Consider the following 23,517-nt stretch of genomic DNA (forward strand, 5'->3'; position numbering starts at 1 on the left):
TGTCGGGGGTCGCTATTTTTGCGAAGCATGTTTGGGCATCCAAGCCCAAGCAAGCGGCAAATACTTAACGCGACCGTTTATGCCTACGGCCCCGACCGTCCTGCGTACGTGCGAATCACCTCTTCGCGGCTCTACACAACTCCCTCAGTGACTCTACGCCGACATAGCCTTGCTGCATCTTCTCCGTCGTTCGCTCACGCCTCAACTACGAATATGCAGACGTCGACTATCGGGGACAACCGCCCTCACTCGCCTCCATGGCGGTCAGCGGACTCACACCACCCAGAATCGATATTGTCACTACCTGCATGGGACGCCTGTCCCATCTACAGCAGTCACTGCCACTGGCACTCGCCCAGCCAAACGTGAACTGTATCGTGGTCGACTACTCCTGCCCAAACAATAGTGGCGACTGGGTGAGGGCACACCATCCCGAGGTAACCGTTGTCGATGTACCAGACCAGATGCATTTCAGTGCCGCAACTGCACGAAATCTAGGTGCAGGGCACAGCGATACAGAGTGGCTTCTCTTTCTTGATGCCGACATTCTTCTGCCTGCAGATTTTCTACAAATGACAAACATCGAGCTGATGCCTGATACGGTCTATCGTGCCGATACATCAGCAGGTGGTTATGACAAGTACGGCTCCTTCCTCGTGCAGCGCGCCCATTTCGAGAAGGTCGGCGGATTCGACGAAACTTTTCCGGGGAGTCGCTATTTTTGCGAAAGTTTGTTTTGGGCATCCAAGCCCAAGCAAACAGCAAAAACTTCACGCGACCGTTTATGCCTGCGGCGCCCCGACCGTCCTGCGTACGTTGCGTAATCACCTCTTCGCGGCTCTACACAACTCCCTCAGTGACTCTACGCCGACATAAAGCCGCTGCTGCATCTTCTCCGTCGTTCGCTCGCGCTCTCAACTACGAATAGGCAGACGGCGTCGACTATCGGGGACTAACCGCCCTCACTTCGCTCTCCATGGCGGTCAGCGAAGGCTGGGGATGTGAAGACCGAGATCTCTATCAGCGACTGGAAGAGATCGGTGTCTCCCACTCTCTTTCCTAATCATTGGTTAAATTCAATCACTCACGGTGATGATTACCGCAGCGCCAACTACCCGCTAAGTAAATATGTAAGCATGTTCATCAATCGAAACTATCTTCGAATAAAACAGGAAATGACAGACATTCAGGGTGGGTCGCTGAGTACAAGCGTGAGAACGCTGATCTATCAATCGGTCATGCACACCGTAATTCGTGCCCAAGAGACCCACTTTATTGGCAAGACTCTGGTTGAGTTCACAATAAACAAGGAGCAGTCACAAGTGGACGCTCTGAAATTCCACCTGGATACGCTACCACGACCACGTCGATTCCTATCACGCAAGATATGGAAATTCAGAAAACAGATGAGTGATTAACACGTAAGACAAGACGCATTCATTTAAGACACTTTTCATCAACAACTATCAGATCAAATAGAACCTTAAACCTATTGTCACCCTATGCGGCAATAACCTGCAGTCAACATCCGGCAATCCCTTGCCGCTTTTTGCAGCCTTGCGCTGCTTGTTCAAACATAGATTCAATTATTCTCTTACATAACAGGGCAGTAACAATCCGCAGACCATAATCCAACTCTTGGCCCCGTACTTGCCATCTATCTCACCGGATCAATCTGTGAGTGGAAAGTGTGAATGGCAATCTCGATCAACAGTTACAACCCGATGCGTGCAGCGGTGACGCCACGCGTGGGTCGTAACGAGCCAGGACCGCATCAGGTGCAACGTAGAGGTGAAGACACCGTCACGATCAGTCACGCCGCACAGGCCGCCTATCGTTCAACACCGCAACCGGTGACTGACCACAAAGTCGCGCTGCGTAGTCGTATCGATAACGATCCAGAATTTGCGGCACGTATGGCGCGCAGTACGGCCTACGGCACTGACCTACTTGCCATTGAGCCCGACTCGCTCAAACCAGGTCGAAGTGCACGCTTTCTCGATGGAACGCCCACCAGCAACATAACCTACCGCGAACAGTATCAGGAGCTGATCGGCAAGGTGCGTGAAAAACGCATTGAATTCTATGAAGGTGAAAAGGCGAAGGGAACGCCACCTAAGCAGCTCTACGAGAAGTTAGAGGCGTTTAACCAGGCGTTACCTGAACCCTATCGTCGTGCAGTTGGCTTCCTCAATAAGACTTAACTACTTGGGCTGCCGAGGTTCAGCACTGCCAACCATCAACGTTAAATCGCTCGTTAGTGTGTGCGGCACCACCGTGAGGCCACTTAATTCTGTTATCTGCTCACCCACTCTTACCGGCTTCGCATATCGCCTACCGGATAGGTTGAAGTAGGCATCTTCACAGGGACTATAAAAACCACCTAACCAGTGTTCGGGTGATAGGTAGTCAGGCGCCTCTGCTCTACGCTTTACAAGACAGCCGGTACGATTCGCAGTCAGGACTATAAACTCATCCGGTAAATCACCTGAATGGTCATCAGCGTCACGCTCTAAAAGATTCTGCTCATAGAGACCCGGCACTGCAGACAACGCTCGTAGCAATGCCAACTGCTCTGCTGATCGTCGAGAGATATAAAGCTGTTTACCTTGCCATGCTGCAGACACCGTTGTGCCTACGGCAAAGTAGCGGGTGTCGATCTCCAGCCACTGATTATCGGTACCCCCCTTATCAGAGCCACCGAGACTTGAGATAAAGACATAGAGAACCACAGCGATCGCGATTAGAAACATTAATGAAACCAGGCCCGAGAGCTGCTTTCTACGTTCAACACTCTTTTGAGAAATATTGTTACTCATGCTTTGTAATATCTACCGTAACCAGTAACAAGCTAATCCTTCTCGGCCCACTCACGAATCTTTCGTTTTAATTTCTTCTCAACCTTCTCACCAATCTCATCCCACCCAGCACTGGCTTCAGTGCCATCTTCATCTTCTGACCACCTCTTTAATTTGCGCATCACCTTCGCCTCGACCTTATCGCCAATCTCTTCCCACTCCTTCTCGCGCCGTTTTGTCGCGGCCGTCTTGCAGCTGACGTGGCAACCGCCACCCCATATAGAGATCACGCCAAGCAGAAAGCCGAAGTCGTACCACCCACCTGAGTTGTTAATTTCATAGACGCTGACACTCTCGTTGAAAAGATGAATTACCAGTGTGATGAATGAGATAACGCCGTGCCAGAGGCCATACCAAAAACCGGCAGGTGTATCTTGTGAGAACCGGACATCTCCTGCCGCACATGAGACAAGAAGCAGTGATGTAGCAAGAAGCATGAACAGCTTAAACGGTCTTATATTAATAGAGCCCATCATTACCTCCTATCTAATCTACCAACTATCTTTTATCTGGCTCTCTCTAACGCCAATGCACCACCAAAACCGATCAACAACACGCCAACAACGCGATCGATCGTGACCTGGAATTTTTGGATCACACCTGGCACCAGCCGCGTACGGACAAATGATACAAACAGATTCCAGACAACGAAGACCTCAAGCGTGAGAAAGGCACCATAGAGTGCCTTATCAAACGTGGGCGTTGCCAGCTCGATGAGCTGCGAAAATATCGCCATGATGAATATCGTCACCTTCGGATTGAGAACGTTACAGAGCAGACCATCACGAAAGGGAGTTGCACGGTTTTTATCACCATTTGCCTCGGTCGCATCGAACTGAAAGCCGCCGCCAGATAGGAGTGATTTCACTCCTATATAGACAAGGTACGCGGCACCAGCCAACTTCAGTGCAGAGAAGAGCGTAGCGTTCGCTGCAATCACTGCTGCAATCCCCAAGATCGAAAATGCAACATGGACTGATACTCCACAGCATATTCCCACAATACAGAGCAACGCAGGCCAGCGGGTTCGTGCACCGCTATGCTTCACAACTATCATCATGTCAGGACCTGGACTCATCATTGCGACAAAGGTTACAGACGCCAAAATCAGGTAGGTACTAATCATTTGATTCACTAGGTTGATAAGTCATTTAGCTGGCCCTTGCCACTTAACTCAAAGCCTTTAGCACACACAACACTTTGCACAACATATTGTTACTTCTCGCCAATCATTATCAGTGAAGCCGGACGCTTATTCTGCGTGCTAAATGGCTCGACAATTTCACAAGCACTGTATCCGTTACTCAGATACAAGCTCTCCCATGACTCAACGGTCCTGAAGTACCAGGGAGCGGGCGCCGAAAAATCACCCCCTATGCCCTCCCATGAACCATCGCGCCAACCATCGACATACTCCCTGTCACCACAGACAACGATCGGATGTAGCGTCTGCACAATCAATGCCCCACCTTCGGTCAACAGCGCAGACACTTCTGCAAACAGCCGCGACACAGACTCTTTACCGATCAGTGAAAAGTTACAGACCACCGCATCGAAACGCTGTTCAAAGTCATCTGCTGAGAGATCTTCGTAACTGAGCACTCTGAATTTTCCAACACCCTCTGCAGATGCCAGCTCAACCAACTCGGGGATCGCATCGATACCCAACGCTGTCACGCCCTGCTGTTCCAGCGCTCTGACAAGCCATCCTTCACCACAGCCCGCGTCCAGCGCACAATTAGGCGATCGCTCTAAAACCGCATCAATAATTGCGCTATTGGTGATCAACTCACGACTTTCGATCCTTCCCTCACGAACAGCCTCACACCACGGCCCAGCGTTTGCTCGCCATGAATCCACTATTTCCTCATCAGCGTACCGACTCATAACACCCAAACCACTCGTTCAAAAGATAGTGGCAGCCTGATCCCAGTCTCAATCCACTCTGCTTCAGACACAGCACCCGCCTCGCTCTCTATCCAGAGATTTCATCTATCACACGACAGCATCAGGGCGCCATCAATAGAAGTTAATGAACGATGGATAATGGATTAAACGCACAATAAATACTCATCCCGGTTATCCGTAAAACACCATCGCTTGTAATAACCAAATGATGACTTCAAACCAAAGGTGAGTTTGATTATCTAATCTGATCTAGCGCTATTTATCCGCCTTCTCTGCCAAACTCGCTTTGCTGGGTGTTTTCCGATCATAGAAGATGCTTTTACCACTGATGCTGATTGGAATACCCATCGCCACTTCACACTCGATGTAGCCCAATGCACGGACAGCCGCGCCTACTCTCTGCTGCACTCGGTTATCGATATTCAACATGCTGGCGGCCTTGGCCGCCGATGAAAGCGCCACACCGATATCCATCATTCGCATAATGCAGTGTGGTCCCGAATAGCCCATCTCAAAATCTTTTAACTCGCGCTCTTTTTCAAATTCGACACAGGTTCGATAACCACAACCGCCACAATCGTAACCCGCCGTCACCGCACCATTTAAACCAATGAGTAGCAGCCCCTGAGCGCCTTCGGTATTGGTCGCATCACGATGCCAATAGTTCTCCTTGGAACTGTTGTGAGCATATTGTCGCATCTCATCGGCAATACGCTTCAGATCATCGCCACCGGTTATCGCCACAATATTCAGGCAATCCTTACCTCCGGCCTTGGGCGCGGCAATAGCTGAGGCCGCCATCAAATTGATCACGGTTTCTATTGTTTGCTCCATATTTATTTACTCATTAATGTATAAATAAAACTGATCAAAAACTATTGGAGAAACATCTTTGACTTTTTCATCCACCAATCAATCCATTGTTACACCGATCAATAATATCTAGGCCTTCTAAAACATTATTACACTAACCCAAAACATCCAAATCTCACCAAACCCACATTAAATCAGTCACGGTAGTAGCTTATAATTTTAATAGCTTCGGAGTACTCACCTGGTTGATTTGATTCCAACCACTCTAGCAATTCAGTCGAACTCTTATCGTGCCACTCCCTTTCAATATTATTCGTTCTAACCGTTAGGTCAGCTCCATTTTCCAACAAAATCTCCAAGTACTTATTGTTTTTGTAGAGAATTGACTCATGCAGCGGTGCCAACCCATGATTCGAGAGAACGTTCACTGGCTCTCCTCTCTTAATAAAATGATCAATTAACTTATATGCGGCATCCTGATCCACATCAAAATCAGACATCCCTCCAACATAAGCCACAAGAGATTCACCACACACCTTATCTAATAGATCTGAACAATCTCCATAATAGTGAAAATCCGTATTTTCAATTAACCACATCGCCCATGCTGGGGTAATAAAATAGCTCTCTTTTGTATATGGATACAGAGTAGTTTGATCATCCCTTTGAATTGCTAGAACAGCCAAACCGTATGTATTATTAACGAATCGCCATGTTTGGATCACTGTAGGTATCAATGATGCGAAAATAATTATTATAATTAATTTACGAATCATAATTTCGAGCGTGGTATTTCGCCCTATCCACATTGCCCTTAATATTACTTGCCTATCTCACAACGATTACGCCCATTCTCCTTCGCTTTATAGAGTGCGGCGTCGGCTCGCTCAAACACCTTTTCGGGATCATCACCGGAGTGGAATTGGCTAATTCCGCAGGATATGGTGATGGTGACGTGTTTGTCCTGGTAGTGGAATCCACACTTTTCAATTGCCATGCGTAATTTGTCGGCAACCTCGAAGGCGGCCTCGGCATCGGCGCCTGGCATAATGACGACAAACTTCTCACCGCCGTAGCGAGCGAGAAAATCTGTTTCGCGAATATTCTTGCCGAGCAGTCCGGCGATGGTCATCAGTACCTTGTCGCCCGCCTTGTGTCCGTAGGTATCATTTACCTTTTTAAAGAAGTCGACATCGACCACAGTGAGTGAGAGCGGTTCTTTGAAACGTTTCCAGCGTGAGAACTCCTGCTCGATGCGCTCATCGAAGGCCATGCGATTATTAATACCAGTGAGTGCATCGGTGATCGCCTGGCTACGCTCCTGCTCCATGCGTGTACGCAGTTCACCGCTCTCCTGTTCGAGATCCTGCAGGCTTGCCTGCATCGTCTTCACCTGTTCTTCGAGCTGTTCGTTGCGTGACACCTCATCGTCGTGATGGCGGTCGACATGGCGCAGGATGGTATCGATGCGCTCCTGCACATCCTGCTTCAGCACATCGATATCACTCGCTTCCTCAACACTGTTTGAGATGCCTGCAACCTGTGCCTGCACCTGGCTACGCATCTCGCCGGCGCTCTTCATAGAGGCCTCGCGAACCTCACTGCTTCCCTGCAGGTGCTCATCGAGTTCATCAAGTCGGGCGGTAATCTGTTCGAGGAATTTTTCGAGGTCGTGGCGCTCACGTTGGATCTTTGCACGCAGCTCTGAGATCAGGTCGGCTATCGCCTCCAGCACCGCCTTCCACTCGGCCATATCACTGGCGCTTAGAATCTGGTCTTTTACCAGTTCGGCACGCTCAGCCAGCTCCTCGGGCAGCGCCAGGCGCTCCATCAGCTGCAACAGCACCTCGGCGGCGTGTGGTGCACTCTCGAGTGGCTCCTCTTCTGCAACCGTTTCGCTAACCACCTCGCCCTCTGTGGTTACGGCTTCACTGGCGACAACCACTGCTGGTGATCGATTAAGAAGTGCCAGCAACTCATCGGTAAGACGCTGTAACTCCATTTCGGTCGCCTGTTGGGCACGCTGCTGCAGTCCCTGAGCAACCTCATCGCCATCATCGAGCTGCACGCCGCTGATAATGCGTGTTAATACGCCACGCGCGGCCTCAACAGGTTCAGCCTGTGGTGTGGAGGGTTGGGATGGCGCGGCCTCAGTTTCTGGTGTCGGTGGCGCTTCATTGGGGGTTGGCACCTCATCCAGAGCGGGTGGCTCCGGCAGCGAATCATCCACCTCTTCTTCAACGCTCTCCTCTTCGCTCTTTTTGTCGCGACCGAAGAGTCGGCCAAACAGACCGCCCTTTTCTTCGCTCTCACCCTCCTCGCCCGCTTCGTGCTTCTCCTCAGCGATCTTCTCCCCCGCCTCCAGCAGCAGCCCGGCAAATTCGCGAATGATCGGCGGCAGACCCGTCTCATCATTGAGACGCTCCATATCGTGACGAAGGGTTTTGAGCTTGCGGGCCACACCGGATGGCCACTCGATGACATCGAAGAGTTCGATCAGCAGGTCGGCGGGTTTGGCGGCGGCCTCTTTTTCGCGCTGTGTATCAAGGCGCGTCAGTGTGGCTGAAATGGCATCGATTATGGTGGTGAGGGTGTCGTGGTCTACGCCGTCGCGGATCGACTTTCGCAGCGCCTTGAGTTGATCGTCGAGGCTCTCGTCGAGGCTCTCGTCGAGGCCATCGGCGGCGAGTGAGATGCGACTGAGTGAGCGGCGCAGCAGATTCTCTACATGCACTGCCTGCTTGTCGTTTTGCTCCAGCTGCTCCAACAGTGCGTAGTACTTGTACTGCCAGTTACCGCCTGATGCGTCTTCTGCCATTACCCACTCTACCTTCTAGTGTTGTTCATTCGTCGATGTAGAGCCCCTTCGGCAGACGCAGCTCCATCGCGATCGGCAGGTGGTCCGAGAAGGGGTATTTCAATACCCCGATTTTACATACCTTGAGCGTCGGCGATACCAGAATATGGTCGATATTCTTCTCCGGTCGCCAGCTAGGGAAGGTGTGCAGGCCGTGCACCGGTTCATGCAGGTCGGTCTTGCTGCTCAGCATGCGAATCTCTTCACTCTCGGAGACACAGTTCAGATCACCCATCAGGATCACATGGCGATAGCTCGAGACTAGCTCGCTGATGAAATCGAGTTGACGCATTCGTGCGCGTTTACCGAGCGCAAGGTGGATGATAATCACTACCAGCGGATCATCCTTACCGCCGAACTCGACCTTCAACACACCCCGACCCGGTATCACTCCGGGCAGCTTATGTTCACTAACATGGGTTGGTTTGATCTGGCTCAGCATGCCAATGCTGTGTTGCGCCAGCTTGCCGAGATTACGGTTGGTCTTGTCGTACCAGTGGGGAATGTGGCCACGGTGGGCGATGTACTCGGTCTGGTTGATAAATCCGCTGCGCAGACTGCCAGAATCGACCTCCTGCAGGCCAGCAATATCGAACTCGCTGGCCAGCTGGGCAACACGCGCCAGGTTATCCATCCGCTCCGAGTGGGGCAGCAGGTGTTTCCAGCTATGGGTGATGTAGTTGTGGTAGTTGCGGGTAGTGATACCCGCCTGGATGTTATAGCTGAGCAGACGTAACGGGCGATCGTGTCCGATCCGTTCGACTGGCTGCTGCGCTACAGCGACACTGCCACTGTTCATCAATCCCCCTAGATTGGACAGACCATCTCACCGAGCTGCTCGGTAAGCTTCAGGTTCTCCCGATAGTCGACCGGGCAGTCGATGATACAGACCTCACCGCTCTCGAACGCCGCCCTGAGTGTCGGCAGCAGCTCATCGATACGTTCAATTCTATACCCTTTGGCACCAAACGCCTCGGCGTATTTCACAAAATCGGGATTGGTGAAATCAACATTGGAAGTGCGACCGAAGGCGTTCATCTGCTTCCAGCCGATCAGCCCGTAGCTGCTGTCGTTCCAGACCAGAATCACACCGGGGAGTCGCTATTTTTGCGAAAGTTTGTTTTGGGCATCCAAGCCCAAGCAAACAGCAAAACTTCACGCGACCGTTTATGCCTTCGGCGCCCGACCGTCCTGCGTACGTTGCGTAATCACCTCTTCGCGGCTCTACACAACTCCCTCAGTGACTCTACGCCGACATAAAGCCGCTGCGCATCTTCTCCGTCGTTCGCTCGCGCTCTCAACTACGAATAGGCAGACGGCGTCGACTATCGGGACTAACCGCCCTCACTTCGCTCTCCATGGCGGTCAGCGATCGCTGTTTGAGTCTGATCGCCGTCTCAATCTCCTGCGAGTTCATCATAAATCCGGCATCGCCGGTCACCGCCACGATATTGCGCTCCGGGTAGCGCAGCTTGGCCGCGATCGCCCCCGGTACTGCAATGCCCATGCTGGCAAAGCCGTTGGAGATGATGCAGGTGTTGGGCTCTTCGCAGCGGAACATGCGTGCCATCCACATCTTGTGTGCGCCGACATCGCAGATGGCGATATCCTCCAGCGCCATCGCGGTACGCAGATCCCAGATAATCTTCTGCGGCTTGACCGGGAAACTCAGATCTTCGCTCTTCTCCGCCATCTCGCGCGCTAGCGCCTCACGCAGTGGCCGCATGTGGTGGCCCTGATGGGGCGTGGTCAACTCAGCGATGCGGTTCAGGCTGTGTTTGAGATCACCCACCACACCCACTTCAACGCCGTACCAACCATCGACCTCAGCGGCGTTCATATCGATATGCAGGATGTTGCGATCACGGGTGGGGTGCCAGAGGTAGGGGTGATACTCGACCAGATCGTAGCCGATGCAGATAATCAGGTCGGCGCTGTCAAAACCACAGCTGATGTAGTCATTCGCCTGCAGACCCGCGCTGCCAAGCGCCATCGGATGTTTAAAGGGGATCACACCCTTGGCCATGAAGGTATTGGCGACCGGGATATTGAGCTTCTCGGCAAAGTCCGCCAGCTGCTGCCACGCCTTGGCGCGAATCACACCGTTACCCGCCAGGATCAACGGATTACGCGCGTCGCTGATCATCTGCGCCGCCGCCTCGACCCGCTCCAGTGGTGGCTCAGGGGGATGGGGCTGACGCACCAGCAGTGGCTCGTCCTCCACCTCCATCTCGGCGATATTCTCGGGGAATTCGATAAAGCAGGCGCCGGTCTTCTCCGACTGCGACACCTTGAACGCCTTGCGCACCACCTCGGGTGGTGATGTTGGGGCTTAGCAGGGTTGAGGCGTACTTGGTGATCGGGTCGAACATGCCCTTCAGGTCGAGCACCTGATGCGACTCCTTGTGCAGCCGCGTGGTACCCGCCTGACCGGCGATTGCTACCAGCGGGGCGTGGTCCATATTAGCATCAGCGACGCCGGTGACCAGATTGGTCGCCCCCGGACCGAGGGTGGCGAGACAGACACCGGCACTGCCACTGAGTCGTCCCCAGAGATCGGCCATGAAGGCCGCGCCCTGTTCGTGTCGGGTGGTGACGAACTCGATCTTCGAATCGAGCAGCGCATCCATGACATCGAGGTTCTCTTCGCCCGGAATACCGAAGATGTACTCAACACCCTCGTTCTCCAGGCACTTCACCATCAGCTCCGCTGCCTTCATCAACCACACCCCCGTTGGTAAGTGTGAACGGGCAGCTCAGTTACTGCTTGACGACTGCACGCTCCATTGCGACCAGGTAATCAACCGTCTTCAGCATCTGATCGAAGCCGCCAACCCCAGCGACGCGATATTTGCCGTTAACGATGATGGCGGGAACACCCGTAATCTCGTAGCGCTGCACCATCAGTTTCGCCTGACGCGACTTGGTGACCGCTGAGAAGGAGTTGAATGCCTTACGGAACTGCTCACTGCTCACGCCACCATGCTCGGTAAATATAGCTTCAACGGCGGCGGGTGAATCGAGACGCTGATTGTCACGGTGAATCGCGTGGAACATCGGCTCATGGATCTTGTCGACGACACCGAGCAGTTCAGCGGCGTAGTAGACACGGGCGTGGAACTCCCAGATCGGACGGAAGGTGGCAGGGACACGGACAAAGGCGACATCGTCAGACTTCTTCGCTTCCCAATCCTTAACAAACGGCTCGAACTTGTCACAGTGTGGACAGCCGTACCAGAACAGTTCAACCACCTCGACCTTGTCGGGGGCGGTGGTCGGCTGCTGCTGGATCAGCTCAAAATAGTGAACACCCTCTTCAATAGGGGTCTCAGCGTGGAGCGCAAAGGGGAGCACCAGCAGGCTCAACCACAACCAATTCAACTTTTTCATCATCTCTCCAGTTCTTTTCATCGTTTATTGTTGCAACGGAGTGTTTAGAACGCGCTTTACGCATTCCGTTCCCCAGCGCAGATCAGGTAATGGCGCTAACCCTATCGTGCCCCATCGGGTGGGGCAACAGCTAGCCACAGCATGCCCGCCTTGAATAGGCATTTTGTGCAGGGATTCATCCTTTCAGACACAAAAAAGGGGTGGCCGAGGCCACCCCTTTTTCACAAGCTTGCTGCTCGCTTAGTGCAGACCGGACATGTAGGCCGCGACTGCGTCGATCTCAGCATCGCTCATCTTGGCTGCAACATCGCTCATCATGTTGTTCATATCGTTACTGCGAGCACCGCTGCGGAATGCCTTCAGCTGGTTAGCAGCATATACACTGTGCTGACCGCTTAGTGAAGGGAACTTGGCCGCTGCGTTACCGGCACCGCTAGGGCCGTGGCACGCCATGCAGGCGGGTACACCTGTGTCGCTGTTACCACTGCGGTAGAGCTTCTCGCCCAGCGCGAGTTTCTCCTGATCGGCAGAGCCAATTGAGGTGGTCTGGGTAGCGAAGTAGTCACCGATGTCCTGCATATCCTTCTCGGAGAGCGCAGCAACCTGGCTGGTCATCAGTACGTTATTACGTGTAGTGCCTGCCTTGAAGTCAGCAAGCTGCTTAGCGATGTAGCTGGCGTGCTGACCCGCGAGTTTCGGCCACTCAGGATTGATGGCACTGTTACCATCGGCGCTGTGACAGGCGGCACAGGCGGCTGCTTTGGTCTTTCCTGCGGCGGCATCGGCGGCTGCGTGACCTGCGGTTCCCAACATTACGAGCGCGGCGCTCATCGCAATAAACTTCTTCATCTAACTAGCTCCTGTCGCCCCGTGGGCGTGGGTTTGGCTCACCATATTCGCTCCGCAAAGGTGCACAAGCACAAAATCAGAAGACCTTGACGCAGTGATAAGCATTTGGTCAAATTCTAAACTCCACTTTCAGCTATAATCGCCCTCCTTTATCGAGTGCAAAACGAAGAGAAAAATGGCCATCAATTTCCAACCCGCTCACTACACTATTAGCGCTGTCGAACTCAGCGGCTGTCCCGAGGACAGCGGTGCCGAGATCGCATTTGCCGGACGCTCTAACGCTGGTAAATCGAGTGCACTCAATGCGATAACCAACCAGAAGAGCCTTGCACGGGTGAGCAAAACACCCGGTAGAACCCAGGCGATCAACTATTTTGATATCGACTCGGAACACCGTCTGGTCGACCTGCCCGGCTACGGCTATGCCAAGGTGCCGGAGAAGATGAAGAAGAAGTGGCAGAAGCTGATGGGCGACTATCTGGGACAGCGTAAATGCCTACGCGGCGTAGTGTTAATGATGGATATCCGCCACCCACTGACCGATTTTGACCAGCAGATGATCGATTTTTGTGCCGAGACCAACCTGCCGCTGCACATCCTGCTGACCAAAACGGACAAGCTCAAAAGGGGTGCGGCGCAGAATACACTGCTCAAGGTGACGCGCGATCTGGAGACGGTCGATGCCGATATCTCGATCCAGCTCTTCTCGGCAACGAAAAAGACCGGTGTCGACCAGGCCCGTGCACATCTCTCTGAATGGCTGCTTTCGGACTCGCTGATTGAGGAGGACGAATAATCTGGCTCGATTGGAAGAGCCACAGTAGTTGAGGCGGGAGTCGCTATTTTTGCGAAAGTTTGTTCGGGCATCCAAGCCTCTAAGCAAACGCAAAACTTCACGCGACGTTTATGCCGCGGCGCCCCGACAGTTCCTGCGTTCGTTGCGTAATCACACTCTTCGCGGCCTCTACACAGCTCCCTCAGTGACTCTACGCCGACATAAAGCCGCTGCTGCATCTTCTCCGTCGTTCGCTCGCGCTCTCAAGCTACGAATAGGCGCGGCGTCGACTATCGGGGACTAACCGCCCTCACTTCGCTCTCCATGGCGGTCAGCGCAGGCACAGGACAAATTTCAGACAAAAAAAACCCGGTTCAAGGGGGGGGGGGATATGAACCGGGTATCAATATCCCGACCGCTCAGGGCCGGGTACAGGGATGCCCCCCATCGGGGGATTCAATATGGTGCCAGCCCGTTGGCACCGTTCTCGCTCACAACTTGAGAATCAAGTCTAGTTGCTAATTGGCAGCCAACAAGGTGAATTGTCAGGTTGTGACACTGTTTAACATTCGTCGCCTAATGCGCCTCTTCCCAGTTACTACCGATACCAATATCGACCACTAGCGGAACGGCGAGTTCCGCTGCCCCCATCATTTCGCTACGCACACCCTCGCTGACACGCTCAACAGCACCCTCCTCCACCTCGAAGACCAGCTCATCGTGGACCTGCATGACGATGCGCGCCCCACCCTGCTCGGCGAGCCACGCCTGCACGTCGATCATCGCCCGCTTGATGATGTCGGCCGCACTGCCCTGCATCGGGGCGTTGATGGCGGTACGCTCGGCGTACTGACGGCGCTGGCCGTTACGCGCATTGATGTCAGGGAGGTAGAGGCGGCGACCGAAGATCGTCTCGACATAGCCCTGTTCGTGCGCCTGCTCCCGTGTCTCCTCCATGTAGTTGTGCACACCGGGATAACGTTCGAAGTAGCGGTCGATATAACCCTGTGCCGAGCCACGATCGATACCGAGCTGCTTGGCCAGGCCAAAGGCAGACATGCCGTAGATCAGACCGAAGTTGATCGCCTTGGCGCTGCGACGTGCATCGCTGGTGACATCCTCAGGCGCCACGCCGAAGACCTCAGCGGCGGTGGCGCGGTGCACATCTTCACCACTGGCAAAGGCCTTCAACAGCCCCTCATCCTGTGAGAGGTGCGCCATGATGCGCAGCTCGATCTGCGAGTAGTCAGCTGCGACGATAATCTGCCCCTCAGGCGCGATAAACGCCTTACGGATGCGTCGCCCCTCCTCGGTGCGTACCGGGATGTTCTGCAGATTGGGATCGGAGGATGAGAGTCGCCCGGTCGCTGCCACCGCCTGATGGTAGGAGGTGTGAACCCGTCCGCTGCGCTCGCTGATCTGCTTAGGTAGCTTATCGGTGTAGGTCGATTTGAGCTTGGAGAGGCTGCGGTACTCGAGAATCAGCTTCGGCAGCGCATAATCGTAGGCAAGCTCCTGCAACACCTCCTCTGCCGTTGAGGGTGCCCCCTTGGGGGTCTTTTTCAGTACCGGCAGGCCGAGCTGTCCGAAGAGGATCTCCTGGACCTGCTTTGGTGAGGAGAGGTTGAACTCTCCACCCGCCTCCGCATGGGCCTGCTCAACGATCTCAGCCATGCGAATCGCCAGCTCGCCGCTCTGCTGTTGCAACATCTTACGATCGACCAGCACGCCGGTACGCTCGATATCGGAGAGCAGCGGCACCAGCGGCATCTCTACCGTCTCGAACAGCTGCTTCAACCCCTCCTCCCTCTCTAGCCGTGGCCAGAGGGTCTGGTGCAGTTGCAGGGTGATATCGGCATCCTCGGCGGCGTAGGGGGCCGCCTCCTCCAGTGCGATCTGGTTGAAGGTGAGCTGCTTGGCACCCTTGCCGGCAATGTCTTCGAAGTGAATCGTCTTTCTATTCAGATACTTGAGCGCCAGGGAGTCCATATCGTGGCGGGTGGCGGTGGAGTCGAGCACATAGGACTCGAGCATGGTGTCGAAGACGATACCGTTGAGGGTGATACCGTGGTTGGCGAGCACGCTACGATCATATTTAAGGTTCTGCCCCACCTTGGCACGCTGCGGGTCCTCCAGCAGTGGACGCAGCTGTTCGAGCACGTCTTTGCGATCGAGCTGATCGGGGGCGCCAGGATAGTCGTGGCTGAGCGGTACGTAGGCCGCCCTGCCCGCCTCAACCGCAAATGAGAGCCCGACCACCTCTGCCTCCATATAGTCGAGGCTGGTGGTCTCAGTATCGAAGGCGAAGACCTCGGCCGTTTCCAGTTCAGCGATCCAGCGATCGAGATGGGCCTGATCGAGTACCGTCTCGTACTCCGCCTCAACCTGTGGTGGAGCGGCCTCCTCCGCCACCGCGGCAGCGGCAGACTCACCCTCCCCCAGCAGCTCGGCGAGCCAGCTCTTGAACTCAAGTCGACCGTAGAGGGTTTTCAGTGCCTCATTATCGGGCTCCTGCGGCTGCAGATCCTGCGGCCCCTGCTCCAGCTCAACGTCACACTTGAGGGTGACCAGATCGCGCGCGAGTGGCAGCTGCTCGAGACTGTTACGCAGGTTCTCACCGATCTTGCCCTTGATCTCATCGGCCTTACTGATGATCTCATCGAGTGATCCATAGGCAGTGAGCCACTTCACCGCCGTTTTTGGCCCCACCTTCGGCACACCGGGAATGTTGTCGGCGCTATCGCCGACCAGCGTGAGGTAGTCGATGATCTGACCCGGCTGCACGCCGAACTTCTCCACCACCCCTTCCACATCAAGCACCGAGTTGTTCATGGTGTTGATCAGCATTACCCGCTCATTGACCAGCTGCGCGAGATCCTTGTCACCGGTTGAGATCACCACCGGCATATCGAGCGCATCGGCCTGCCTGGCCAGGGTGCCGATCACATCATCCGCCTCGACCCCCTCGATCACCAGCATCGGCAGTCCCATCGCCTCGATGGTGCGGTGCAGCGGCTCAATCTGGCCGCGCAGCTCATCGGGCATCGGTGGGCGGTGTGCCTTGTACTCGGCGTACATCTCGTTACGGAAGGTCTTGCCCTTGGCATCGAAGATCACCGCGACACGGTCGGTCGGGTAGGCCTTGAGCAGACTGCGCAACATGTTGAGCACCCCGTAGACGGCACCGGTCGGCTCGCCGTGGGAGTTGGTCAGTGGTGGCATGGCGTGGAAGGCGCGGAATAGATAGGAGGAGCCATCCACCAGTACGAGGGGGTTTTGATCATTTTTTTGCATGGTGTGGAGTATACCGATAACTTTCCCGGCAATGACTCACAACAGCGATAAAAGTAGAATCCTCTTATCACCTCAACAAAAACGAGCACTAACCCACAAGATGAACGCTAATAGCGACAAAGAATAGACAATTGAAAACATTTAGAGACATATTCGTCATTGCGCTTCTGGCTACGGCCGTCGCAAGCTACTTCTATCTGCGCGATGACAACGGACAATCACCTGCGACTGAAAGCGCTGAGACGAACTGGCGCATGCTCAATACCTTCGGTGTGGGGCAGGGGGTCGACGTGCACGCGATGCAGGCGGATGGCGAAGCGGGTGTAATGTGGATCGGCACCAGCGTCGGCGTGGTCGGCGTCGACCTGCAGGGTGCCACGCCACGCCACACCTTTACCCGAGCCGACGGCCTGCCCGACGAGGATGTTCTCTCAATCCATATCGACGGACAGGGTTACAAATGGTTCGGCTGCAGCCGTGGCCTGACCCGCTACAAGGCGGGAGAGTGGCGACAGTTTCCCGATGCCAACGGTCTGGAGCAGAGCCGGGTATACAGCTTCAAGACACTTACCGATGGCAAACTGCTGATCGGCGCCAAGGCGGGGCTCTACCAGTTCGACCCCGAAACAGATCGCATCTCACCCTTTGCACACCCGCTAAAAGCGGGCACCTTGCCCTACGCCATCGAACTCGACCGTGAGGGGCGCATCTGGCTCGGCACCAACCACGGCGCACTGACTCTCCGCGGCGACACATGGCAAGACCCACTGCAGCCATCTGCAGGAGAGGCCACAGCAACACCACCACAACTGTTCGACATTCACCGCGATCCAGCCGATAACATCTGGATCGGTAGCAGCGGTTCGGGAGCAGGGCGCTTCAACGGCATCAACTGGCAAGGCTACTCGACCCAGAACGGCCTCTCAGGCAACAACGTCTACACTATCGTTGAAGATGAGAAGCAAAATCTCTGGTTTGGCACCGAAGGTGGCATCAGCCGTTTCGATAGTCGCGGACGCTGGCGCAGCCTCGACCACAGCAGCGGACTCCCGAGCGATGAGATCTACACTCTGGCCGCCGCACCCGATGGCACCATTTGGGCCGGCGTTAAGGGCGCCGTTGCTCGGATCGGACAACCGACACTCAGCCACCACTAACCACGATTTCTAACCAAAAAATAAAGACCACATCATGGATAAAACAGATAAGTCGCACCATCTTGGCATGTCAGGGGCCACCGACACCCAACTCACCCGTGAGTCGTGGAAGATCTTCCAGATCATGGCGGAGTTTGTGGAGGGCTTTGAACGATTGGCGATGATCCACCCCTCGGTGAGCATCTTCGGCTCGGCACGCACGCCGGTCGACCACCCCTACTACAAACTGACCGAGGATATTGCACGACTGCTCTCCGACTCCGGTTTTTCGGTGGTCAGCGGTGGCGGTCCCGGCATCATGGAGGCAGCCAACAAGGGTGCCTACGAGGGCAAATCACCCTCAGTGGGACTCAACATTCAACTACCCCATGAGCAGACCGGTAACGGCTATCAAGATATATCACTCAGCTTCCGCCACTTCTTTTCGCGCAAAGTGATGTTCGTAAAATATGCCGCCGCCTACGTGGTCATGCCGGGTGGATTTGGCACCCTGGACGAACTGGCTGAGATCCTCACCCTGGTGCAGACCGGCAAATCGCGCCGTATTCCGATCATTCTGGTCCATACGCCATTCTGGGAGGGATTGATCGACTGGTTCCGAGAGAGCCTGGTGGAGGAGGGGACCATCAGCCCCGAGGATATGGATATGTTCCAGCTTCTGGACAAACCTCAGGATGTGGTTGATGCTATCTTCAACTTCTATGAAAATCGCGGGATTGAACCCTCGGCCAAGGAGCAGGAGACCCTGCTTGAACTCTAACGGAATTCTAATAATGACCACGCGCCTGCTACCCCTGATCGCTCTACTTGCACTCTCCACCTCCGTCACAGCCCAGCCCCCTGAGCTTGAGCCCGTACCGGAGCCACCCGCACTGCCTTCCAGTGTTGAGAGCGGCGAGACACTTGAACCCGAGATCACCATTCGCACCCGCGGCGATGAGACGGTTAAGGAGTATCGCGTCAACGGCCACCTCTACATGGTCAAGATCACTCCGATGAAGGGCGTCACCTACTACCTGGTCGATACCGATGGCGATGGTCGACTCGACCGCCGTAGCGAGGGTCTCGAGAACGACATGGTTATCCCCGGTTGGGTGTTGATGCGCTGGTAGGCGGGAAACCTGTTAGAATTCGGCGCTTCATAGCCACAACAATAAACGCCGCCGCCCCATGTCAGTCTATACACCTGTTGAGCAGCCAGAACTCAACCAATTTCTCGAACACTACGACCTCGGTACGCTGGTCAGCCATACCGGCATCAGCGCCGGCATCGAGAACACCAACTACTTCGTCACCACCACACAGGGTGAGTATGTGCTCACCCTGTTTGAGTCGTTGAGTGCCGACGAACTCCCCTATTTCCTCGACATGATGGCCTTTCTGGCCGAACACGAGGTGCCGAGCGCCCATCCGATGGCCGATCGGGAGGGGCACTACCTGCGAGAACTGAACGGCAAACCGGCGGCACTGGTACAGCGACTCAGCGGTGCCAATGTCGAACTACCCAACGAGCAGCAGTGCGCCGCGCTCGGCAAGTCACTCGGTCATATGCATAGCTGCGGTGTTGAGTTTCCCCACCAACGCGACAACGGTCGTGGTCCCCACTGGTGGGCCGTCACCACCGAACGCATGCTGCCAGCCCTCGATGAAGATTCGCGTGAGCTGCTCAAGGCGGAGCTGGCGTTTCAGGAACAGTATCGCCACAGCGACCTGCCACGCGGCATCATCCACGCCGATCTGTTTCGCGACAATGCGATGTTCGAGGGCGACACCCTCACCGGCATTATCGACTTCTACTACGCCTGTAACGACATCCTGCTCTATGATCTCGCCGTCACAGTTAATGACTGGTGTGGTAATGAGGACGGTTCACTCAATGAATTGAAGCTGCGTGCCATGCTCAGCGCCTACCACAGCGAACGACCGCTGAGCAGCGATGAGCATGCCGTCTGGCCGGTGATGCTGCGTGCCGCTGCACTGCGTTTCTGGCTCTCTCGCCTGCAGGATAAACACTTTCCACGTGAGGGCGAGATCACCCACATCAAAGACCCCGACGTGTTCAAGAACATCCTCATCGATCGCATCGAACATCGCGATGCAATCCACGCCATCTGGCTCTAGGGCCTTATCACGATGTCAGGGCCTGAGGGGTAGGGCGCGTGAACTGGATCGCCACCGCTAAACGCACCAAGGCCGGCCTCGAATCGATTAACGAGTGGAGCGGCCGCTGCGTCGCATGGCTCACCCTCGGCATGGTAATCACCACCTTCTCAGTCGTACTGCTGCGCTATCTGTTCGATATCGGCTGGATTGCGATGCAGGAGTCGATCACCTACATGCATGCATTGGTGTTCCTAATCGGTGCCGGTTACACCCTGCGCCACAACGGTCATGTTCGAGTCGATATCTTCTATCGAAAAATGGGCGAACGGAGTCGATCATGGGTAGATCTACTCGGAACACTACTTCTTCTTCTGCCGCTTTCCGGATTTATCCTCTGGTATAGCTGGGAGTATGTCACTGCCTCGTGGTCACTATTAGAGGGTTCTCGTGGCGCAGGCGGCATTCCCGCCACCTACCTGTTAAAGAGCGCCATTCTGATCATGGGTCTGCTGCTGATTGTGGAGGGCGCAGCCAAAATCCTTCACTGCCTGCTAGTACTGGCTGGCGCAGATGAGGAGAGCGATAGCGAAGGGGAGGGCGTACTCTAGTGGAGCTGCTCGACCTGATACCCCTGCTGCTCTTTCTCGCCGTCTGCCTGGTGTTAATGCTCGGCTTCCCAGTCGCCTTCACCCTCGGTGGCACTGCGTTGGCGGCGGCACTCATTGGTAGCCAGAGCGGCCACTTTGATGGCGCCTTCCTGGAGGCAATTCCCAACCGTCTGTTTGGCATTATGACCAACGAAACGTTGATCGCCGTGCCGCTATTTGTCTTTATGGGCGTGATGCTGGAACGATCCCGTGTTGCTGAGAACCTGCTCGACACCATGGCCGATCTATTTGGTCCACTTCGCGGCGGTCTCGGCATCTCGGTCACCCTAGTTGGCATGCTGCTCGCCGCCAGTACCGGCATCGTCGGCGCTACCGTGGTCACCATGGGGCTGCTCTCGCTGCCTACCATGCTCAAACGCGGTTACGCCCCGTCACTCGCCTGTGGCACCATCTGTGCCTCCGGCACCCTCGGGCAGATCATCCCCCCCTCGATCATTCTGGTACTGCTCGGTGATGTACTCTCCAGCGCCTATCAACAGGCGCAGCTCGATCAGGGTATCTGGTCACCTGAGACTGTTTCAGTCGGTGACCTTTTTGCCGGTGCGCTACTACCAGGACTACTGCTGGTAGCGCTCTATGTCGGCTATCTACTCTTTATCTCACTGGTCAAACCCGACCTGATGCCAAACCTCTCTAACGATGAGCGCTCCTCTCGCCGTGAAGGGCTGTTGAAACGGGTGGTGCTGGTACTGCTGCCACCGCTGCTGCTGATATTCGCTGTGCTCGGTTCTATCATCGGCGGTCTCGCCACCCCAACCGAGGCGGCCTCAGTCGGCGCAGTCGGCGCAATGCTACTGGCACTTAGTCAGCGACAGCTAACCCTACAGCGACTGCAGGAGGTGATGCGCAGCACCACCATCGTCACCAGCATGGTCTTCATGATCTTCATTGGCGCCTCAGTCTTCTCACTGGTCTTCCGCGGCTTTGGCGGCGATGAGGTGGTTGAAAGACTACTCACCGGCCTGCCGGGTGGCACCTTCGGCGCGGTGCTGGTGGTGATGATCATCATGTTCCTGCTCGGCTTCGTGCTCGACTTCATCGAGATCACCTTTGTGGTGGTACCGATCGTCGGCCCAATCCTGCTGGCGATGGGCCTCGATCCGGTCTGGCTAGGGGTCATGATCGCCCTCAACCTGCAGACCTCCTTCCTCACACCCCCATTCGGTTTTGCACTCTTCTACCTACGCGGCGTAGCACCCAAGAGCGTCACCACTGGCGCGATCTACCGCGGCGTCGCACCCTTTATCGTGATCCAGCTAATCGCCATGGGTGTCATCGCCTACTGGCCACAGATCGCCACCTGGCTGCCAGACACCATCTACGGCTAGACACCAGGTCTTGCGCCTAAATGTTTTAAACTGCCATCAATCCGACAACAATGAGCTAGAGATAGCAAGGAACGTGTTGTGACATACAAATCTATCATGCGACAGCTCAAGAGACTGGGAGATAGCGACAAGGCCGCCCACGCACAGCGCTTTTTCAAGACAGGGCCTGGCGAGTACGGCGAGGGGGATCGTTTTCTCGGTATCCGCGTACCACCACTGCGCCAGCTGGCTCGGCAACACCGCAGCCTGGCAATCGATGAGTGTGAACAGCTACTCCACTCCGAGTGGCACGAGGCGCGACTGCTGGCGCTGCTCATTCTGGTTGGACAGTTTCAACACGCCGAGCCCGCTGAACAGCGGCTGATCTATCGCTTCTATCTTGCCAATACCAAACACATCAATAGCTGGGATCTAGTCGACACCAGCGCTCACCCCATCATCGGCGGCTGGCTCTCTGAGCGCAGCCGCAAGCCACTCCATAAGCTGGCACGCTCCAAGCTGCTCTGGGAGCGGCGTATCGCCATGATGGCGACCTACCATTTCATCAAACGGAACGACTTCGATGAAACCCTGCAACTCGCGGAAAAACTCTTGGCTGACCCTGAAGATCTGATCCACAAGGTAGTCGGCTGGATGCTGCGCGAAATCGGCAAGCGCGATCAGCAGACAGAACTGCGTTTTTTACGCAAACACCACCTTCAGATGCCTCGCACCATGCTGCGGTACGCCATCGAGAAATTCCCACCCACTGAGCGAAAACAGATACTGGCCGGATAATTCTAGTCGACTCGACACCCTCTCAAACCGACATATTCTTCATGCTGTAAGCAAATGCGTACATCACAAACCCCTCCGCCCTACAGAGCTACCCAGCTAATCATCACATATAACCGACTAAATCAGTCATATACTTGTGCAGGCTCTATTCTGCATGGACAGCGCAATGAAAGATTTAAAAGATCGACGCATCATGGTGGTGGATGATGACCATTCGATCCTCGACCTGTTCGACGCAATTTTGTCCGGATTCAAGCTCCCCTACGAGCTCTACTCCGATCCCCTCAAGGCGCTAAACAGCTTCAGTGTCTCACCAGATCGCTATTTCATCGCCTTTCTCGACGTCATCATGCCAGGGCTTTCCGGCACCGAGCTGGCCAAGGCACTGCAACAGGACACCATCCACCCCGCCGTCGTCTTTCTCAATGCACTGGATGAACACACAGACCCCTACAACGTGCAGAAACAGTACGAACTCGGCTCCCGTATCGCCAAGCCATTCAACACCACACTGCTACCCGACATGCTCTGCTACCACATCATCAATGCGCTCAAAATCAACCAGGCGCGTGAGATCATGGAGCATCTGAAGACGTTTCAGGATCACGTTCCATTCAAGGTACTTGATCAAGTAGAAGGGTTCCTGCTCGCTACCAATGACGCCCCATACACCCAGAAGCCTCATAAGGTCGCTTCACTGCTTGGCATCAAGACCTTCAATGGCGATAAATAAGTCATAG

27 protein-coding genes and 1 pseudogene are annotated in these 23,517 nt (G+C 54.9%); 15 read left to right on the top strand and 13 right to left on the bottom strand.

What is annotated here, in order from left to right:
- Window positions 1-18 precede the first annotated feature (18 nt).
- From HUE57_RS02525 to HUE57_RS02540, 4 genes are all read left to right on the top strand, one after another.
- Window positions 19-369 carry a hypothetical protein gene (locus HUE57_RS02525; protein WP_174672669.1) on the top strand — a complete coding sequence of 117 codons (351 nt, stop codon included), beginning with the start codon at window positions 19-21 and terminating at the stop codon, window positions 367-369.
- Window positions 309-824: a glycosyltransferase family 2 protein gene (locus HUE57_RS02530; protein ID WP_174672670.1), complete on the top strand. Its 516-nt coding sequence runs from the start codon at window positions 309-311 to the stop codon at window positions 822-824. The genes HUE57_RS02525 and HUE57_RS02530 overlap by 61 nt, the downstream gene beginning before the upstream one ends.
- Window positions 722-928 carry a hypothetical protein gene (locus tag HUE57_RS02535; protein ID WP_174672671.1) on the top strand — a complete coding sequence of 69 codons (207 nt, stop codon included), beginning with the start codon at window positions 722-724 and terminating at the stop codon, window positions 926-928. Before HUE57_RS02530 ends, HUE57_RS02535 begins: the two co-directional genes overlap by 103 nt.
- A 766-nt stretch (window positions 929-1,694) precedes the next feature.
- On the top strand, window positions 1,695-2,204 hold the full coding sequence (locus HUE57_RS02540; RefSeq protein WP_078483796.1) for a hypothetical protein: 510 nt from the start codon (window positions 1,695-1,697) through the stop codon (window positions 2,202-2,204).
- Here HUE57_RS02540 and HUE57_RS02545 read toward each other — a convergent pair whose 3' ends face one another.
- The 9 genes from HUE57_RS02545 to HUE57_RS02585 all read right to left on the bottom strand — a co-directional run bounded on the left by HUE57_RS02545 (window position 2,205) and on the right by HUE57_RS02585 (window position 9,525).
- Entirely contained in the window at window positions 2,205-2,819 is a 615-nt protein-coding gene (locus HUE57_RS02545; protein ID WP_078483797.1) for a Rieske (2Fe-2S) protein, read from the bottom strand.
- Between the two features lie 32 nt (window positions 2,820-2,851).
- A complete protein-coding gene (locus HUE57_RS02550; RefSeq protein ID WP_174672672.1) occupies window positions 2,852-3,334 on the bottom strand; it encodes a hypothetical protein in 483 nt (160 codons plus the stop codon).
- 29 nt (window positions 3,335-3,363) lie between these two features.
- The gene (locus HUE57_RS02555; RefSeq protein ID WP_078483798.1) at window positions 3,364-3,984 is read right to left on the bottom strand and encodes a LysE family translocator; all 621 of its coding nucleotides are present in this window, start codon (window positions 3,982-3,984) and stop codon (window positions 3,364-3,366) included.
- An 89-nt stretch (window positions 3,985-4,073) separates the two neighbouring features.
- Entirely contained in the window at window positions 4,074-4,718 is a 645-nt protein-coding gene (locus HUE57_RS02560) for a class I SAM-dependent methyltransferase (protein ID WP_320416264.1), read from the bottom strand.
- Between the two features lie 303 nt (window positions 4,719-5,021).
- Window positions 5,022-5,600 carry a DUF2148 domain-containing protein gene (locus HUE57_RS02565; protein WP_078483800.1) on the bottom strand — a complete coding sequence of 193 codons (579 nt, stop codon included), beginning with the start codon at window positions 5,598-5,600 and terminating at the stop codon, window positions 5,022-5,024.
- Between the two features lie 173 nt (window positions 5,601-5,773).
- Window positions 5,774-6,355 (bottom strand): ankyrin repeat domain-containing protein, encoded by a 582-nt coding sequence (locus HUE57_RS02570; RefSeq protein ID WP_135622220.1) that lies wholly within the window; start codon window positions 6,353-6,355, stop codon window positions 5,774-5,776.
- Window positions 6,356-6,399: 44 nt separating this feature from the next.
- On the bottom strand, window positions 6,400-8,397 hold the full coding sequence (locus HUE57_RS02575; RefSeq protein ID WP_078483802.1) for a GGDEF domain-containing protein: 1,998 nt from the start codon (window positions 8,395-8,397) through the stop codon (window positions 6,400-6,402).
- A gap of 25 nt (window positions 8,398-8,422) precedes the next feature.
- Window positions 8,423-9,235: an endonuclease/exonuclease/phosphatase family protein gene (locus tag HUE57_RS02580; RefSeq protein ID WP_078483803.1), complete on the bottom strand. Its 813-nt coding sequence runs from the start codon at window positions 9,233-9,235 to the stop codon at window positions 8,423-8,425.
- An 8-nt stretch (window positions 9,236-9,243) separates the two neighbouring features.
- Complete coding sequence (locus HUE57_RS02585) at window positions 9,244-9,525, bottom strand: thiamine pyrophosphate-dependent enzyme (RefSeq protein WP_174672673.1); 282 nt, start codon at window positions 9,523-9,525, stop codon at window positions 9,244-9,246.
- An 18-nt stretch (window positions 9,526-9,543) separates the two neighbouring features.
- Here HUE57_RS02585 and HUE57_RS02590 point away from each other — a divergent pair, with 18 nt between their 5' ends.
- On the top strand, window positions 9,544-9,696 hold the full coding sequence (locus tag HUE57_RS02590) for a hypothetical protein (protein WP_174672674.1): 153 nt from the start codon (window positions 9,544-9,546) through the stop codon (window positions 9,694-9,696).
- 121 nt (window positions 9,697-9,817) lie between these two features.
- Here the strand turns inward: HUE57_RS02590 and HUE57_RS02595 are convergent.
- From HUE57_RS02595 to HUE57_RS02605, 3 genes and pseudogenes are all read right to left on the bottom strand, one after another.
- Window positions 9,818-11,156 (bottom strand): annotated as a pseudogene (locus tag HUE57_RS02595) (acetolactate synthase large subunit); the annotation flags it as partial.
- A gap of 40 nt (window positions 11,157-11,196) precedes the next feature.
- The gene (locus HUE57_RS02600) at window positions 11,197-11,829 is read right to left on the bottom strand and encodes a thiol:disulfide interchange protein DsbA/DsbL (RefSeq protein ID WP_236860671.1); all 633 of its coding nucleotides are present in this window, start codon (window positions 11,827-11,829) and stop codon (window positions 11,197-11,199) included.
- Window positions 11,830-12,066: 237 nt separating this feature from the next.
- Window positions 12,067-12,675, bottom strand: coding sequence for a c-type cytochrome (locus HUE57_RS02605; RefSeq protein WP_078483804.1), 609 nt, complete (start codon window positions 12,673-12,675; stop codon window positions 12,067-12,069).
- 175 nt (window positions 12,676-12,850) lie between these two features.
- Between HUE57_RS02605 and yihA the strand changes: the two genes are divergently transcribed.
- Together yihA and HUE57_RS02615 are read left to right on the top strand one after the other, a co-directional pair.
- Window positions 12,851-13,471, top strand: a complete 621-nt coding sequence (gene yihA, locus HUE57_RS02610; RefSeq protein WP_078483805.1) for a ribosome biogenesis GTP-binding protein YihA/YsxC — start codon at window positions 12,851-12,853, stop codon at window positions 13,469-13,471.
- A 49-nt stretch (window positions 13,472-13,520) separates the two neighbouring features.
- Window positions 13,521-13,754, top strand: coding sequence for a hypothetical protein (locus HUE57_RS02615; protein ID WP_174672675.1), 234 nt, complete (start codon window positions 13,521-13,523; stop codon window positions 13,752-13,754).
- Window positions 13,755-14,026: 272 nt separating this feature from the next.
- Here the strand turns inward: HUE57_RS02615 and polA are convergent, their stop codons facing one another.
- Window positions 14,027-16,744 carry a DNA polymerase I gene (polA, locus tag HUE57_RS02620; protein ID WP_078483806.1) on the bottom strand — a complete coding sequence of 906 codons (2,718 nt, stop codon included), beginning with the start codon at window positions 16,742-16,744 and terminating at the stop codon, window positions 14,027-14,029.
- Window positions 16,745-16,875: 131 nt separating this feature from the next.
- On the opposite strand from polA, the gene HUE57_RS02625 reads away from it, so the two are divergent.
- The 8 genes from HUE57_RS02625 to HUE57_RS02660 all read left to right on the top strand — a co-directional run bounded on the left by HUE57_RS02625 (window position 16,876) and on the right by HUE57_RS02660 (window position 23,510).
- Window positions 16,876-17,901, top strand: a complete 1,026-nt coding sequence (locus HUE57_RS02625; RefSeq protein ID WP_078483807.1) for a ligand-binding sensor domain-containing protein — start codon at window positions 16,876-16,878, stop codon at window positions 17,899-17,901.
- A gap of 34 nt (window positions 17,902-17,935) precedes the next feature.
- Entirely contained in the window at window positions 17,936-18,661 is a 726-nt protein-coding gene (locus HUE57_RS02630) for an LOG family protein (protein ID WP_078483808.1), read from the top strand.
- 13 nt (window positions 18,662-18,674) lie between these two features.
- Complete coding sequence (locus HUE57_RS02635; RefSeq protein WP_078483809.1) at window positions 18,675-19,013, top strand: DUF2782 domain-containing protein; 339 nt, start codon at window positions 18,675-18,677, stop codon at window positions 19,011-19,013.
- A 58-nt stretch (window positions 19,014-19,071) separates the two neighbouring features.
- Complete coding sequence (locus HUE57_RS02640; protein ID WP_078483810.1) at window positions 19,072-20,022, top strand: homoserine kinase; 951 nt, start codon at window positions 19,072-19,074, stop codon at window positions 20,020-20,022.
- 38 nt (window positions 20,023-20,060) lie between these two features.
- On the top strand, window positions 20,061-20,612 hold the full coding sequence (locus HUE57_RS02645; RefSeq protein ID WP_236725687.1) for a TRAP transporter small permease subunit: 552 nt from the start codon (window positions 20,061-20,063) through the stop codon (window positions 20,610-20,612).
- 5 nt (window positions 20,613-20,617) lie between these two features.
- A complete protein-coding gene (locus tag HUE57_RS02650) occupies window positions 20,618-22,000 on the top strand; it encodes a TRAP transporter large permease (RefSeq protein WP_078483818.1) in 1,383 nt (460 codons plus the stop codon).
- Window positions 22,001-22,078: 78 nt separating this feature from the next.
- Window positions 22,079-22,777: a DNA alkylation repair protein gene (locus tag HUE57_RS02655; protein WP_408021568.1), complete on the top strand. Its 699-nt coding sequence runs from the start codon at window positions 22,079-22,081 to the stop codon at window positions 22,775-22,777.
- 166 nt (window positions 22,778-22,943) lie between these two features.
- Entirely contained in the window at window positions 22,944-23,510 is a 567-nt protein-coding gene (locus tag HUE57_RS02660; protein ID WP_172840280.1) for a response regulator, read from the top strand.
- Window positions 23,511-23,517 lie beyond the last annotated feature (7 nt).

It is taken from the genome of Candidatus Reidiella endopervernicosa (assembly GCF_013343005.1).
In the GTDB taxonomy this organism is placed as follows: Bacteria; Pseudomonadota; Gammaproteobacteria.

What these genes read in the sequence shown, in the direction of transcription:
- HUE57_RS02530 (WP_174672670.1), top strand. Translation starts at nt 309, where the DNA reads ATGGGACGCCTGTCCCATCTACAGCAGTCACTGCCACTGGCACTCGCC.
- HUE57_RS02570 (WP_135622220.1), bottom strand. Translation starts at nt 6,355, where the DNA reads ATGATTCGTAAATTAATTATAATAATTATTTTCGCATCATTGATACCT.
- HUE57_RS02660 (WP_172840280.1), top strand. Translation starts at nt 22,944, where the DNA reads ATGAAAGATTTAAAAGATCGACGCATCATGGTGGTGGATGATGACCAT.
- HUE57_RS02555 (WP_078483798.1), bottom strand. Translation starts at nt 3,984, where the DNA reads ATGATTAGTACCTACCTGATTTTGGCGTCTGTAACCTTTGTCGCAATG.
- HUE57_RS02575 (WP_078483802.1), bottom strand. Translation starts at nt 8,397, where the DNA reads ATGGCAGAAGACGCATCAGGCGGTAACTGGCAGTACAAGTACTACGCA.
- yihA (WP_078483805.1), top strand. Translation starts at nt 12,851, where the DNA reads ATGGCCATCAATTTCCAACCCGCTCACTACACTATTAGCGCTGTCGAA.
- HUE57_RS02565 (WP_078483800.1), bottom strand. Translation starts at nt 5,600, where the DNA reads ATGGAGCAAACAATAGAAACCGTGATCAATTTGATGGCGGCCTCAGCT.
- polA (WP_078483806.1), bottom strand. Translation starts at nt 16,744, where the DNA reads ATGCAAAAAAATGATCAAAACCCCCTCGTACTGGTGGATGGCTCCTCC.
- HUE57_RS02545 (WP_078483797.1), bottom strand. Translation starts at nt 2,819, where the DNA reads ATGAGTAACAATATTTCTCAAAAGAGTGTTGAACGTAGAAAGCAGCTC.
- HUE57_RS02600 (WP_236860671.1), bottom strand. Translation starts at nt 11,829, where the DNA reads ATGATGAAAAAGTTGAATTGGTTGTGGTTGAGCCTGCTGGTGCTCCCC.
- HUE57_RS02540 (WP_078483796.1), top strand. Translation starts at nt 1,695, where the DNA reads ATGGCAATCTCGATCAACAGTTACAACCCGATGCGTGCAGCGGTGACG.
- HUE57_RS02580 (WP_078483803.1), bottom strand. Translation starts at nt 9,235, where the DNA reads ATGAACAGTGGCAGTGTCGCTGTAGCGCAGCAGCCAGTCGAACGGATC.
- HUE57_RS02635 (WP_078483809.1), top strand. Translation starts at nt 18,675, where the DNA reads ATGACCACGCGCCTGCTACCCCTGATCGCTCTACTTGCACTCTCCACC.
- HUE57_RS02605 (WP_078483804.1), bottom strand. Translation starts at nt 12,675, where the DNA reads ATGAAGAAGTTTATTGCGATGAGCGCCGCGCTCGTAATGTTGGGAACC.
- HUE57_RS02550 (WP_174672672.1), bottom strand. Translation starts at nt 3,334, where the DNA reads ATGATGGGCTCTATTAATATAAGACCGTTTAAGCTGTTCATGCTTCTT.
- HUE57_RS02630 (WP_078483808.1), top strand. Translation starts at nt 17,936, where the DNA reads ATGGATAAAACAGATAAGTCGCACCATCTTGGCATGTCAGGGGCCACC.
- HUE57_RS02640 (WP_078483810.1), top strand. Translation starts at nt 19,072, where the DNA reads ATGTCAGTCTATACACCTGTTGAGCAGCCAGAACTCAACCAATTTCTC.